This window comes from Maritalea mobilis (genome assembly GCF_019800885.1).
In the GTDB taxonomy this organism is placed as follows: domain Bacteria; phylum Pseudomonadota; class Alphaproteobacteria; order Rhodobacterales; family Rhodobacteraceae; genus Roseibacterium; species Roseibacterium beibuensis.
In genome coordinates this window covers 1,225,280-1,238,170 of sequence record NZ_JAHVKE010000001.1, presented here as the reverse complement: position 1 = coordinate 1,238,170, position 12,891 = coordinate 1,225,280, and the positions used below count along the sequence as shown (strand labels likewise).

Sequence of the window (12,891 nt, the reverse complement as noted above, 5' to 3'; positions counted from 1 at the left end):
GCCTCTCCCATAGGGTCCGCTCCAATCTGGAGGCCCTTCACATGCTGGAAGATCTGCTCGTCACTTGGGGTGAACCGCTGGTCCTGGGCTTTGCCGGGACCCTGACCGGTCTTGTCTTCGGCTGGGCCGCACAGCGGTCGCGCTTCTGCCTGCGGGCGGCAACGGTCGAAGTGGCCGAGGGGCACGTGGGGTCGAAACTCGCGATCTGGCTGATCGTGTTCACCACGGCACTGATGCTGACACAGGCGGCGATCTCGGCGAACCTGCTCGACGTGCGCGACGCGCGTCAGCTGGCCGCGACCGGAAGCATGTCGGGCGCCGTGATCGGCGGGCTGATGTTCGGGGTCGGGATGGTTCTGGCGCGCGGCTGTGCCAGCCGGTTGCTGGTGCTGTCGGCCACGGGCAACCTGCGCGCACTCGTGACCGGGCTTGTGGTGACGCTGGTCGCACAGGCGTCGTTTACCGGGGTGCTCGCCCCGGCGCGCGAGCAAATCTCGCAGCTCTGGCTGGTTGGTGGCAGCGCACGAGACCTTGGGCCGGTCCTGGGGTTGGACCATTGGCAGGTGGCCGCCATTGCCGGTGTTGCACTGATCGGGGCGCTGGTCCTGGCCCGCAGCCGCGAGGTGATGATCGGAAAATCCATTGCTGCGATTTTCGTCGGTGTCGCCGTGGCGATGGGCTGGGTCGCAACCTATGCCATTGCGTCCAATTCGTTCGAAATCGTGCCGATCCTTTCCGTCACCTTCACCGGGCCTGCGACGGACACGCTGATGGCGCTGGTCTCCGAGCGTTCGGTCATCCTGAATTTCGGCATAGGCCTTGTGCCGGGCGTTTTTATCGGGTCGGGGGCCTCGGCCCTGTTGGCGCGGGAGTGGAAGCTTGAACGCTTCGGTCCCGACACGCCGATGGAGCGCTACCTTGCGGGGGCGATCCTGATGGGCTTCGGCGCAATGCTGGCGGGGGGGTGTGCCGTCGGGGCCGGTGTGTCGGGCGGCGCGATCATGTCGCTGACATCCTGGACCGCGGTGTTCTGCATGTGGCTGGGGGCCATCGTGACGATTCGCATGCTGGCGCGGGTCACCTCGGTGTCGGCGACCGCCTGAGGGCGGCAAATCCTTGACCGAAAGCGCGCAGAAGCGCCTGCGCACCCCGTGCGAGCCCCGGCGGCCTGTCGCGTTTCCCATCTTTGCGCGGTCGCATCGCGCGCAAAAGGCGAACCGGGCTGGGCGGTAGCAAACCCGTTCGGCGCCACGCAGCAACCAGAACGCAGGCACAGGCGCCACCCAGAACCAGCCCCGCGATCACGTCCGACGGATAGTGCTTTTCCACGACGATACGGCTGATGCCGACGACCGTCGCCATCCCCGCCGCCAGCGGCCAAAGGCGCGGTGTCACCGCAGCGACAAAGACGGCCAAGGCGCCCATCGTGGTCGCGTGGCCCGACGGAAAACTCGTGTACCGAAACTGGAACGTCAGCGGGTGAAACGCATAGGCGCCCAGATCGTCGAAATGGTTCCGGTCGGGCCCGAGCAAAGAGGTGTTTCAAGACCTGAACCGCGATCCCCGACAGAAGGATCAGCAGGAACAGGGCCACGGCCAGTCGCAAGGCAAGAACCGCCTGCCGACGCGTTCTTGGGCTGGGGGAGAGGCCGGCCAGCGGGACGGCGATGGCCATCACGGCCAGGAGAGACGTGAACATCCAGTTGGAGTTGCCCAACCAGGTGACCCGTTCCCCGGCTGACCGCAGCCAATCCGGCGCTCCGTCCAGTGCAGCGCGCACCGGTGCATCCAGGATCAGGGAGACCATCAGCACCGTCAGGAATGCCACCAGCAGCGGCAGCGCGGCGGGGCCTGTGGCTATTCGACAGGGGCGCATGGGTCAGCGGGGGCGGGCACGCCAGGGGAAACGTATAGGCGCAAGTGCACGCGTCTTCCGTTGGTGTAATTGGTGCCACGGATCTCCGTTAGGTCGTCAATTCCCTCCGGTGGCATGTCCATGCCGTCGGGCAGGCGGCGGGTATCGATCCACGCTGCGCGGTTCTCACCCTCGGCCAACCATGCCAGTGCCTGGGGCGGTGACTGGTGCAGCGTGTCACGACCGAACTGAAAGACCGTGCTCGCCTCTGCATACCCGCTGAGAGAGATCGGCCTAACGAGGCATTCGTGCTGCGCCATGGCGTCGGCCAGGCGCGGGGTGATCCAATAGTCATGGAGCGCGGGCAGAGTGACGGCCGTCATCGTCCACCCCATCATAACACCGGCCGTGGCAAGCGAGGCCAAGGCACGTTTCGCCTGGCCACGGTAGAGCCAGATCAGGCCGGCAACAGCTGCGGCGCCGAGAGCGACCCCACCTGCGACCGAAAGAAGGTCAATGCCCTCTCCGAACGCAATCGGCCCTCCAAAGGCAATCGCAACGAAGAAAACCGTGCCCAGGGTGAATCCGAAGGCCCCAAGATGCGCGGGCCACCCGGCAAAGCGTCGCGTGCTGTCGATCATCGCCACAAGCGGGCCCGCCGCGAGCAGCATGAGCGCCGGATATGTCGGCAGGGTGTAGTGGATCAGCTTTGTCGAAACCGCTTCGAAGACCAGCCAGGTCGGGATCAGCCAGCCCAGCAGGAACGCGGTTTCGCGTGATTTGCGGGCCTTCCAGCCCGCGACGACCGCCAGCGGGGCAAGAACGTTCCACGGCCACAAGGTGAACCACATCGTCACCAGGTAAACGCCCGGCGGGAAGCCACTATGTTCGCCCTCGGCAGTGATCTTTTCCACGAGATCGCCCCCGACTGAGGCCATCAGGAACTCGCCCTCGGTACGGATCATGATCGCCACAAACCACGGCAGCGCGAGGAGCAGCATCCACGCCAGTCCGGGCAGGAGTTTGAGCCCTTTGGTCCATTGCAGGCTGCGTCCCGAGATCGAGATCCATGCCGCTGCGCCCAGGACCGGCAGCAGGATCATCGGCCCCTTGATCAGCAGCCCCGCCGCCATGGCTGTCCAGAAGATGGCCGGAACGGCCCATCGGCGGCCCTGTTTCAGCCAATCCGCGCCGAGCCAGGCCCGCGCCATCGCCCCCATCGCGAGGATGACCGCCAATAGAAGTGCTGCGTCTGTCTTGGCCGTGCGCGCTTCGGCATGGAGCATGTAGACGGTGGCCAGCATGACCCCCGACAAGATGGCGGCTCGCCGTCCGACCAACGGCGATCCCGCCCAAATCAGGGCTAGGCAGGCCAGCGCCCCGGACAGGTAGCTGGGGATGCGTTGCACCCAGATCTCGGTCGTCCCGGTTTGCCCGGTTGCCCGCAATACAGCGGCTTGCATCCAGTAAACGCCGGCTGGCTTGTTGTGACGCGCGTCCTCCTGAAAGCGGATATCGACCCAATCGCCGGTCTCCGCCATCTGGCGGCTGGCCTGGGCGTAGCGGGCCTCGTCACGGTCCTGAACGGGCAGTTCGGTCAAACCAACCCCGAAGCTGAACAGCGACAATAGCAGGACGGCAAGCGGGGCCAGCCGGCTCAAAATCCCGGTGGACCGCGCAGACGGAATATCGTGAGACGTCATGGTGCCGGTTTACTCCGCGGCGGGGTCAGGCGCGCGGGCGGCGTCTGCCGGGTCTTTCCCGGCGCGCCCCTCCCGTTTGGCACGGTGGATCAGAACAAGGTTTCTCGAATAGACAATCACGCCCATCGACTGACCCAGGATGAAGACCACGTCCTGCCGGTATATCGCGTAGGAGAGCAGCAACGTTCCCCCGATGATCGACAGGTACCAGAAAGCGAGGGGAACGTAGGACCGTCCGGCGCGCTCCGATGCAATCCACTGCACGATGAAGCGCATCGAAAAGGCGAGTTGCGCCGAGAGGCCCAGAACGACCCACCAGAACTCGGTCCAGCTTTCGATCGAAAGCCATTGGAAAATCTGCTCGGTCATTGGGCAATCTCCGGTGCCTCGTGTTGTTCGTCCTCGGTCCCCCGCGAAATGGAGACATCCGCCGCCGACAGCTTGCGCCGCCGCCGGATGAGCCATGCCACGCCGATCAGGTCGCTGGCCCCGACAATGGCACGGCCGAGATTCGTGTACTTGGATTCGCCGGCAACGCGCGGGCGATGGGCCACGTCCACATGGGCGACGCTCCAGCCGTCTCGCTGGAACAGGGCGGGGAGGAACCGGTGCATGTGATCGAAGTAAGGCAGGGCGAGAAAGGCATCGCGGCGAAACGCCTTCAGGCCGCAGCCGGTGTCGCGGGTGCCGTCCTTCAGCATCCAGCCGCGCAGCGCGTTCGCCGCGCGGCTCGCCAGCCGCTTGGGCAGAGGGTCGTTGCGCTTGGCGCGCTGCCCGGCCACGAGGCCCAGCAGATCCGGGCAGGTGTCGGACAGAAGCGGCGCCAAGACCTTGGGCAACTCTTCCGGCGGGTTCTGCCCGTCGCCATCCAGCGTCACGATGATCGGGGCCCGGGCCGCGCGCACCGCGTCGTGGATCGCGGCGGATTGCCCGCCGGGGCGGGGATGGGTCACGATGGTCATCGCCACATCGGGATTGGCCGCGCGAAACGCCAGCAGAACCTCGGCTGTATTGTCACGCGATCCATCATTGGTGACGCAGATCTCGTACGGACCCAGCGGGTGAGCCGCGTCCCGGCATGCCGAAAGAAGCGCCTCGGCGGCACCGGCCTCATCGAGCATGGGGATCGCGATTGCGAAACGCGGCATCGTATCCGCCCGTCCCTCTGGCCCTGCGGCTCTGTCGGTCATCTCTGCTATCCCGGCCTTTCCCGTGCCGCGAGCAATAGTCCCACGTGCCCCGCGATGAAAGGCGAAACTCCCGTTCGCCGCCACGTCAGGGGCCTCTCTCCGCGCTACTCAGCTCGCATATCGCGTCCGGCCACGTCGTTTCTCGTTCACGGGTTCGGACAGGACCACAGCGTTGTGGGCGCGCTGGTCGCAATTGGCGCGCGGGCAGATCCGGCAATTGATGCCGATGGGGGTGGGGTGCGCGTGGCTGGCCCTGAGATCTTCGCCATAGCCGATCTGGTCGAGGTGGTCCGTGGCACATCCCATGGCGACGGCAAGCCGGACATCCTGCTTGTGGCGCGTGACGCTGGGCCGGTCGACCGTGCGCGAGAAAACGAAGAACTGGCTCGCGTCTGGCATCTCGACGAACTGGGGCACGATCCGCCCCGGTGTTCGGAACGAGGTGTGCACCTCCAGCCGCGGGCATGCGCCGCCATACTCGGCCAAGTGGAAGTCGGTCGCGTTGAACCGCTTGGTGACATTCCCGGCCTTGTCGACACGCAGGAAGAAGAACGGCACCCCCTGCGCACCCGAGCGTTGCAGCGTCGTGGCGCGGTGGCAGGCCTGTTCGAAACTGACCCCGAACCGGATGGCGAGGTGGTCGAAGTCATATTTGCAGGCAAGCGCTTCGGACAGGAACGGGCCATACGGCATCAGGACTGCGGCGGCGAAATAGTTGACCAGCTCGACGCGGCAGCGGGCCAGCCCTTGCGCATTGTCGATGCCGGATTGCGCAAGCAATGTATCCAGCATGGCGCGGTGTTCGATCAGCCCCGCCACATGCACCAGCTGGAACACCCGGTTGGGATGGTCCAGCGCCTCGGATAACAGGACCTCCCGGTGGTCCTCGTCATATTCGCGGAGGCTGTCGGGCATGTCATCGACGGTCACGAGACGCACGCGCAGGCCCAGCCGGTCCATCAGGCGGCTCTTGAGCGCGGCATAGATATCGTCGGGTTCGATCCGGCGACCGCCCCAGAACGCCTCGGCGGCCTGTTCGAGGGCCTCGAAGTAATTGTGATGGCGACGAAAGAAGTTGTGTACCGCTGCCTCGGGCGAGGTGGTCAGAACCTGGCTGGCATCGCCGGACCCGGCGGCGACCGTGGCAAGCTGGTCGGTGGCTGCCAGGTAGGCGCGGTGCAGTTTCAGAAACGACGTCACCAGATCGGGCGCGTGGATCTGCGCCGCGCGAAGCTGCGTCAGGTCGGGGCGGTTCGCCTCGAAGAAATTATCCTGCAACGCCGCGCGCAGGTCGGCCAGAACGGCCGTATCGTCATCCTCCGCGATCTCGCGCCAGTCGACGCCGTAGACCTCGAAAAGTTTCAGCAGCACCGGCACCGAGACGCTTCGCTCGTTCTTTTCCAACAGGTTGACGTAGGACGTGGAGATGCCGAGCGCCTTGGCCATCTGTGCCTGGGTCTGTTCATGGTCCAGGCGGAGGCGGCGGAGGCGGGGCCCGATGAAGGTTTTCAGCATGCCTTTGTATCCAGAAAAATTTACAAATTCACAGATATTGTAGCATGTAAAATCTCGCGTTTACAGCGCGACCCGGAATGATTTCACTTGCGCCTGCGAAATGGGCAAACGTCGTCGCAAGCCAACGGCGGAAAAGGACTCAGCCCATGAAAATCGGTCAGACCCATCTCTTCATTCCCGGCCCCACAAACGTGCCGGATGACGTGCGCCGCGCCATGAACGTGGCGCAGCAGGACATGCGGGCGCCCGATTTCGGGGATCTGACCATCGGATTGTTCGAAGACCTCAAGCAGGTGTTCCGCATGCGGACCGGCGAGGTGTTCCTGTTTCCCGGCTCGGGCAGCGCAGCATGGGAAGCGGCGATCACCAACACGCTGAACCCGGGCGACAAGGTTCTGATGGCCCGCTACGGGCAGTTCTCGACCCTCTGGGTGCAGATGGCGGAACGCCTGGGCCTCGATGTGCAGGTGGTTGACGTGGCCTGGGGCGCCGGTGTTCCGGTGGCCGAGTTCGAGCGTATTCTCGGCGCCGACACCAAGGACGAGATCAAGGCCGTCTTCGTCACCCATAACGAGACCGCGACCGGCGTCACCTCCGACATCGCTGCTGTGCGCCGCGTACTCGATGCCTCCTTCCACGATGCGCTGCTGTTCGTCGATGGGGTCAGTTCCATCGGCTCGATCGATTTCCGCATGGAGGATTGGGGTGTCGATCTCGCCGTCACCGGCAGCCAGAAGGGCCTGATGTGCCCGGCAGGCCTTGGTGTGCTCGCCGTCAGCGAGAAGGCGATGGACGCGGCGAAAACCTCGACCATGCGCCGCGCCTATTTCGAATTCGCGGACATGCGGGCGATGAACGCGGGCGGGTATTTCCCCTACACGCCGCCGACGCCGCTGCTTCATGGCCTGCGCGCCGCGCTTGACCGCATCTTTGCCGAGGGTCTGGACGAGGTCATCGCGCGGCACGCGCGACTGGCCGAGGGCATCCGCCGCGGTGTGCACGCCTGGGGCCTGGACCTGGTGGCCGAACATCCCTCGCTCTACTCGAACACGGTATCGGCCATTCGCACGCCGGTTGGCGTGGATGCGACCGAGGTGATCCGCATCGCCTACGAGGAGATGAACACCAGCTTCGGTTCGGGCCTCGGGCGGCTGTCGGGCAAGGTGTTCCGCATCGGTCACCTTGGTGATCTGAACGAAGGGATGTGCCTGACCGCGCTGTCCATCGCCGAGATGGCCCTGGTTCGGGCCGGTGCGCAGATCCCGATGGGGGCCGGCGTGGCCGAAGCTCAGCGACATTTCACCGGGGTGGCCCACCTCCAGCCCAAGCTGCGCATCGCGGCTGAGTAACAGACTGTAAAAAGGAAGAAAATCGTGTCCCACACGCTTCATCCGCTGCGGCGGCAACGGCTTCATCGTTCCGAATTGGCCGTGCCGGCCTCCAACCCCTCCATGGTCGAGAAGGCGGCCGAAAGCGCCGCCGACGTTGTTTTCCTCGATCTGGAGGATGCCGTCGCCCCGCCTGAAAAGGAACAGGCGCGCAAGAACGCCGTGCAGTTGCTCAACGACATTGACTGGGCCGCCAAGGGCAAGACGGTCAGCGTTCGCATCAACGGGCTCGACACCCACTACATGTACCGCGACGTGGTCGACATCATGGAGCAGGCGGGCGACCGGGTCGACACGCTGCTGGTGCCCAAGGTGGGCGTGCCTGCCGACCTCTACATGGTCGAGGCGATGGTCAACCAGATCGAGCAGGCGCGCGGGCAGGAAAAGCGCGTCGGCCTCGAGGCGCTGATCGAAACCGCGCTTGGCATGGCCAATGTCGAGGCCATCGCGCAGTTCGGCGGTCGCCTTGAATGCCTGCATTTCGGTGTCGCCGACTACGCCGCCTCGATGCGAGCGCGGACCACCAATATCGGCGGGCTGAACCCCGATTATCCGGGCGACCAATGGCATGCCTCGATCACGCGCATGGTCATCGCCTGTCGCGCCTACGGCCTGCGCGCCGTGGACGGCCCCTTCGGCGATTTCAGCGATCCCGAGGGCTACAAGGATGGCGCGCGCCGCGCCGCCGCACTGGGGTGCGAGGGCAAATGGGCGATCCACCCCAGCCAGATCGAACTGGCCAACGAGGTGTTCAGCCCACCCGAGGCCGAGGTGACGCGCGCCGAACGGATCATCGAGGAACTTAAGAAGGCCGAGGCCGAGGGGCGCGGCGCCGCCAGCCTCGACGGCAAGATGATCGACGCCGCCAGCGAGAAGATGGCGCGCAACGTGATCGACATGGCCAAGGCCATCGCGGCCAAGGCGTAAGGAACGGAAGGCGCATTCGCGCACAGACCGGAGGGAAGAGAGATGGACATTCACGAATACCAAGCCAAGGAAATCCTTGCGGGGTTCGGCGTTCCCGTGCCGCGCGGCGGCCTTGCCTACTCGCCCGAGCAGGCGGCCTACCAGGCGCGCCAGTTGGGCGGCGAGGCCTGGGTGGTCAAGGCGCAGGTCCATTCGGGCGGGCGCGGCGAAGCCGGTGGCGTGAAGGTCTGCCGGTCCGAGGCCGAGATCCGCGACTATGCCCAGTCGCTTCTGGGCACCCAACTCGTCACCAAGCAGACCGGCGCGGCGGGCAAAGGCGTCTACCGCCTCTGGGTCGAGGAGGCGACCGACATCGCGCAGGAGCTTTATCTCGGCTTCGTGCTCGACCGGAAAACCGAGCGGATCATGATCGTGGCTTCCGCCCATGGCGGCATGGCGATCGAAGACCTCGCCCATTCCGAACCCGACAGCCTTGTGCGCATGGTCATCGACCCGGCCACCGGCCTGATCGAATACCAAGCCCGCGAATTGGCCTTCAAGCTGGGTCTCAAGGGCAAGCAGATCGGCCAGATGGTGACGATGCTGCGCGCCTGCTACCGGGCCTATCGCGACCTCGACGCCATGATGGTCGAGATCAACCCGCTGACCATCACCGGCACGGGTGATCTGGTGGCGCTCGATGCGAAGATGAGCTTCGACACCAACGCGCTTTATCGCCGCCCGCAGGTCGAGGCGCTGCGCGATACCAGCCAGGAGGATGCCCGCGAGGCGATGGCCGCTGACAATGGCCTCGCCTATGTCGGCCTCGATGGCGATATCGGCTGCATCATCAACGGCGCCGGCCTCGCCATGGCGACAATGGACATGATCAAGCTTGCGGGTGGCGAGCCGGCAAACTTCCTCGATATCGGGGGTGGGGCCAGCCCCGAACGGGTCGTCACGGCATTCCGCACGGTGCTGACCGACCCGAATGTCGAGGTCATTCTCGTCAACATCTTCGCGGGCATCAACCGGTGCGACTGGATCGCGAAAGGGGTGGTGCAGGCCTACGAGGAAGTCGGGCTGACCATCCCCGTCGTGGTGCGCCTCTCGGGTACCAATGTCGAGGAAGGCCGTCAGATCATCGAAAACTCGGGTCTGCCGCTCATCTCGGCCGACACGCTGGCCGGGGCCGCAGAGGCCGCCGTCGCCGCCCGCCCGCACCCCATCGCCGCCGAATAAGGAGACAGGACCATGGCTATTCTCATCGACGAAACCACCCGTGTCCTCGTTCAGGGGATGACCGGTCGGATCGGACAGTTCCACACCCAGGAAATGATCGATGCAGGCACGAATGTCGTGGCCGGTGTGACGCCGGGCAAGGGGGGTACTACCGTCCTCAACCGCCCGCAGTTCAACACCGTGCGCGAGGCGGTCGAAGCGACCGGCGCCGAGGCCTCGCTTCTCTTCGTGCCGCCCCCCTTCGCCGCCGACGCGATGATGGAGGCCGCCGCCGCGGGCATCAAGACCTGTGTCTGCGTGACCGACGGCCTGCCCGCGCAGGACATGATGAAGGTCAAACGCTTCCTGCGCCACTTCCCTGATGACCAGAAGATGTGCCTGATCGGGCCCAACTGCGCCGGCATCATCAGCCCGGGCAAAGGCTTCATGGGGATCATGCCGCCGCATATCTACAAGCCCGGTCGCGTGGGCATCGTGGGCCGCTCGGGCACCCTGGGGTACGAAGCCGCCAGCCAGATGTCGGCGCTTGGCATCGGCATCTCGTCCTCCATCGGGATCGGCGGCGACCCGATCAACGGCTCGTCCTTCCGCGACATCCTCGAATTGTTCGAGGCCGACCCGGAAACCGATGCCGTGATGATGATCGGTGAAATCGGCGGCCCGCAGGAGGCAGACGCCGCGCAATATGTCCGCGAGCACATGACCAAGCCGGTCGTGGCCTACGTGGCGGGTCTCTCCGCCCCCAAGGGCCGCAAGATGGGCCACGCGGGCGCGATCATCTCGGCCTTCGGCGAAAGCGCGCAGGAAAAGGTCGAGATCCTGCAAGAGGCCGGGATCACCGTGGCGCCGAACCCATCGGTCATGGGCGACACAATGGCCAGCGTTCTGGGTGTGAAGGCGGCCGCATGAGCCGGGTGGAGACTTTTCCAATGGTGGCGATGCGCGAGGCTGAAGAGTGGGTCGGCCGAACCGAGGAACGCTGGGGCAGCCTGACGCCCGAACTGGCGGGCATGATGAGCGCGGCGGTGTCGCATCCACTCTCGCTCAGGCGGGATGTGCGGCGCGGCTGCCTGATGCCAAGGCTTTGGCATTGGGCGGCGTTCCCCGAATTCGTTCCTCTCAGCCAATTGGGCGAAGACGGGCACCCGAAACTGGGCGACTTCCTGCCACCGCTGGCCTTCAAGCGGCGGATGTGGGCGGCGGGAAAGCTCAGTTTCTTCGGATCGCTAAGGGTGGGCGAACGGCTGCGCCGCCTGTCCACGATCAAATCGGTGACGCCCAAATCGGGCGGCACCGGCGACATGGTGTTCGTGACCGTTTCCCACCAGATCGAGGGCGAGACCGGCAGTTTCGTCGAGGAAGAACAGGATATCGTCTACCTTCACATCCCGGACGAATTCAAAGCGCCAAAACGCGTTCCCGAGTTGGAAGAGCCCGATTTCGACGAAACCGTGCCGATCAACGAGGCGCGGCTTTTCCGTTTTTCGGCAGCGACCTACAACGCGCACCGCATCCATTACGACCTGCCCTATGCGCGCGAGGTCGAGAAATACCCGGCCCTTGTCACGCATGGGCCCATGCAGGCGATCATGCTGATGGAAGCCGCAAAGCGCCATGTGGGCGAGCCGCCCAAGCGCTTTCGCTTCCGTGGTGTGCATCCAATGTTCCACAGCCATGATCTGCGGCTACAAGGGCGCCTTGCGCCCGGCGGCAAGTCGATGGAGCTGGGGACAGCCACGCCCGAGGGCTACCTGGGCATGCAAGCGACGGCGGAGTGGGACTGATGGGCATTCTCGATGGTATGCGCGTGGTCGAGGGCTCGGCCTTTGTCGCGGTTCCGCTGGCGGGCATGACACTGGCGCAGATGGGGGCGGACGTGATCCGCTTCGACCGGCTGCAAGGCGGGCTCGATGCCGGGCGCTGGCCGGTGACCCGCGACGGGCAGAGCCTGTTCTGGGCCGGTCTGAACAAGGGGAAGCGGTCGATCGCGATTGACATGAAGCACCCGCGCGGCCGCGAGATCATAACCGAGATCATCACCGCCCCGGGCGAGGATGCGGGCCTGTTCATCACCAACCTGCGGGTTCAGGGGTGGATGGATTACGAAACCCTGTCGCAACGCCGCCCCGACCTGTGCATGGTCACGTTGATGGGGGATCGCCATGGGCGTCCGGCGGTGGATTACACCGTGAACCCGGCCATCGGGTTCCCGGATGCCACCGGCCCCGAGGGATCGACCGAGCCCGTGGCGCATGCCTTGCCGGCCTGGGACTGCATCGCGGGCAACATGGTGGTGTCCGGTCTGCTTGCGGCGGAACGCAAGCGGCTGCGCACCGGACAGGGCAGCGCGGTGGACCTGTCCTTGAAGGACGTGGCGGCCGCGATGCTGGGCCATCTGGGCATCATCGGCGAGGTCGAGGTGAATGGCACCTCGCGCCCCAAGTCGGGCAATGCGCTCTATGGCGCGTATGGTCAGGATTTCCTCTGCGCCGATGGCGAGCGCGTGATGGTGATCGGCTTGACCGACCGGCAATGGCGCGGGCTGATGAATGTCACGGGCACCACCGAAGAGATGGCCTCACTGGAACAACGGCTAGGGGAAAGCCTTCGCGACGAGGGGGCGCGGTTCCGCCACCGTCACGCGATCACCGAGCTGCTGCGCCCGTGGTTTGCCGCGCGCAACGTGCCTGATTTCGCGACGCATTTCGACGAAGCCGGCGTGACGTGGTCGATCTTTCGTGATTTCCAGCGCGCGGTGGCCGAAGACCCCGACCTGTCGCTGGACAACCCGATGTTCAGCCGGGTCGCGCAACCCGGTATCGGCTCCTACAAGGTCCCCGGCACGCCCTTCGCCTTTTCCGCCGACCCGCGCGAGGCCCCGTGCCCCGCGCCGGTTCTGGGTGAGCATACCGAGGCGATCCTTGGAGACGTGGCGCGGTTGCCGGATGCCGAGATCGCGTCGCTGTTCGATGCCGGAATCGTGCAGCAGGCCGCGAAAAGCCAGGTGCAGATGGCGTCCTGACACCTTGAGGGTTTGCGCCGGCTTTGCCGTCGCCCGGGCGAGCGGCGCAAGGGGCATCGAGCCCCTTGCG

General features: G+C 65.4%; 12 protein-coding genes. 7 read left to right on the top strand and 5 right to left on the bottom strand.

Annotation, left to right across the window (positions count from 1 at the left end):
* Positions 1–41 precede the first annotated feature (41 nt).
* A complete protein-coding gene (locus KUV65_RS05990; RefSeq protein WP_222188471.1) occupies positions 42–1,103 on the top strand; it encodes a YeeE/YedE family protein in 1,062 nt (353 codons plus the stop codon).
* Here the strand turns inward: KUV65_RS05990 and KUV65_RS05985 are convergent.
* From KUV65_RS05985 to KUV65_RS05965, 5 genes are all read right to left on the bottom strand, one after another.
* Positions 1,078–1,533, bottom strand: coding sequence for a phosphatase PAP2 family protein (locus tag KUV65_RS05985; RefSeq protein WP_222188469.1), 456 nt, complete (start codon positions 1,531–1,533; stop codon positions 1,078–1,080). The genes KUV65_RS05990 and KUV65_RS05985 overlap by 26 nt on opposite strands.
* Positions 1,534–1,857: 324 nt before the next feature.
* Positions 1,858–3,558, bottom strand: coding sequence for an ArnT family glycosyltransferase (locus tag KUV65_RS05980; protein WP_222188467.1), 1,701 nt, complete (start codon positions 3,556–3,558; stop codon positions 1,858–1,860).
* 9 nt (positions 3,559–3,567) lie between these two features.
* Complete coding sequence (locus KUV65_RS05975) at positions 3,568–3,927, bottom strand: lipid-A-disaccharide synthase N-terminal domain-containing protein (protein ID WP_222188465.1); 360 nt, start codon at positions 3,925–3,927, stop codon at positions 3,568–3,570.
* Complete coding sequence (locus KUV65_RS05970; RefSeq protein ID WP_222188463.1) at positions 3,924–4,748, bottom strand: glycosyltransferase family 2 protein; 825 nt, start codon at positions 4,746–4,748, stop codon at positions 3,924–3,926. The genes KUV65_RS05975 and KUV65_RS05970 overlap by 4 nt, the downstream gene beginning before the upstream one ends.
* 108 nt (positions 4,749–4,856) lie before the next feature.
* Positions 4,857–6,263 carry a helix-turn-helix domain-containing protein gene (locus KUV65_RS05965; RefSeq protein ID WP_222188461.1) on the bottom strand — a complete coding sequence of 469 codons (1,407 nt, stop codon included), beginning with the start codon at positions 6,261–6,263 and terminating at the stop codon, positions 4,857–4,859.
* Positions 6,264–6,409: 146 nt separating this feature from the next.
* Here KUV65_RS05965 and KUV65_RS05960 point away from each other — a divergent pair, with 146 nt between their 5' ends.
* The 6 genes from KUV65_RS05960 to KUV65_RS05935 are packed head-to-tail and all read left to right on the top strand — an operon-like array spanning position 6,410 to position 12,821.
* Positions 6,410–7,612 carry a pyridoxal-phosphate-dependent aminotransferase family protein gene (locus KUV65_RS05960; protein ID WP_222188459.1) on the top strand — a complete coding sequence of 401 codons (1,203 nt, stop codon included), beginning with the start codon at positions 6,410–6,412 and terminating at the stop codon, positions 7,610–7,612.
* 24 nt (positions 7,613–7,636) lie between these two features.
* On the top strand, positions 7,637–8,578 hold the full coding sequence (locus tag KUV65_RS05955) for an HpcH/HpaI aldolase/citrate lyase family protein (protein WP_222188457.1): 942 nt from the start codon (positions 7,637–7,639) through the stop codon (positions 8,576–8,578).
* A gap of 42 nt (positions 8,579–8,620) precedes the next feature.
* On the top strand, positions 8,621–9,799 hold the full coding sequence (locus KUV65_RS05950) for a malate--CoA ligase subunit beta (protein ID WP_222188456.1): 1,179 nt from the start codon (positions 8,621–8,623) through the stop codon (positions 9,797–9,799).
* A 12-nt stretch (positions 9,800–9,811) separates the two neighbouring features.
* Complete coding sequence (sucD, locus tag KUV65_RS05945) at positions 9,812–10,708, top strand: succinate--CoA ligase subunit alpha (protein WP_222188455.1); 897 nt, start codon at positions 9,812–9,814, stop codon at positions 10,706–10,708.
* A complete protein-coding gene (locus KUV65_RS05940; protein ID WP_222188454.1) occupies positions 10,705–11,583 on the top strand; it encodes an FAS1-like dehydratase domain-containing protein in 879 nt (292 codons plus the stop codon). Before sucD ends, KUV65_RS05940 begins: the two co-directional genes overlap by 4 nt.
* Complete coding sequence (locus KUV65_RS05935) at positions 11,583–12,821, top strand: CoA transferase (protein ID WP_222188453.1); 1,239 nt, start codon at positions 11,583–11,585, stop codon at positions 12,819–12,821. The genes KUV65_RS05940 and KUV65_RS05935 overlap by 1 nt, the downstream gene beginning before the upstream one ends.
* Positions 12,822–12,891: the final 70 nt, after the last annotated feature.

Excerpts from the sequence above, each read along its gene's own strand:
- KUV65_RS05990 (WP_222188471.1), top strand. The coding sequence starts at position 42 with ATGCTGGAAGATCTGCTCGTCACTTGGGGTGAACCGCTGGTCCTGGGC.
- KUV65_RS05980 (WP_222188467.1), bottom strand. The coding sequence starts at position 3,558 with ATGACGTCTCACGATATTCCGTCTGCGCGGTCCACCGGGATTTTGAGC.
- KUV65_RS05975 (WP_222188465.1), bottom strand. The coding sequence starts at position 3,927 with ATGACCGAGCAGATTTTCCAATGGCTTTCGATCGAAAGCTGGACCGAG.
- KUV65_RS05970 (WP_222188463.1), bottom strand. The coding sequence starts at position 4,748 with ATGACCGACAGAGCCGCAGGGCCAGAGGGACGGGCGGATACGATGCCG.
- KUV65_RS05965 (WP_222188461.1), bottom strand. The coding sequence starts at position 6,263 with ATGCTGAAAACCTTCATCGGGCCCCGCCTCCGCCGCCTCCGCCTGGAC.
- KUV65_RS05960 (WP_222188459.1), top strand. The coding sequence starts at position 6,410 with ATGAAAATCGGTCAGACCCATCTCTTCATTCCCGGCCCCACAAACGTG.
- KUV65_RS05950 (WP_222188456.1), top strand. The coding sequence starts at position 8,621 with ATGGACATTCACGAATACCAAGCCAAGGAAATCCTTGCGGGGTTCGGC.
- sucD (WP_222188455.1), top strand. The coding sequence starts at position 9,812 with ATGGCTATTCTCATCGACGAAACCACCCGTGTCCTCGTTCAGGGGATG.
- KUV65_RS05940 (WP_222188454.1), top strand. The coding sequence starts at position 10,705 with ATGAGCCGGGTGGAGACTTTTCCAATGGTGGCGATGCGCGAGGCTGAA.
- KUV65_RS05935 (WP_222188453.1), top strand. The coding sequence starts at position 11,583 with ATGGGCATTCTCGATGGTATGCGCGTGGTCGAGGGCTCGGCCTTTGTC.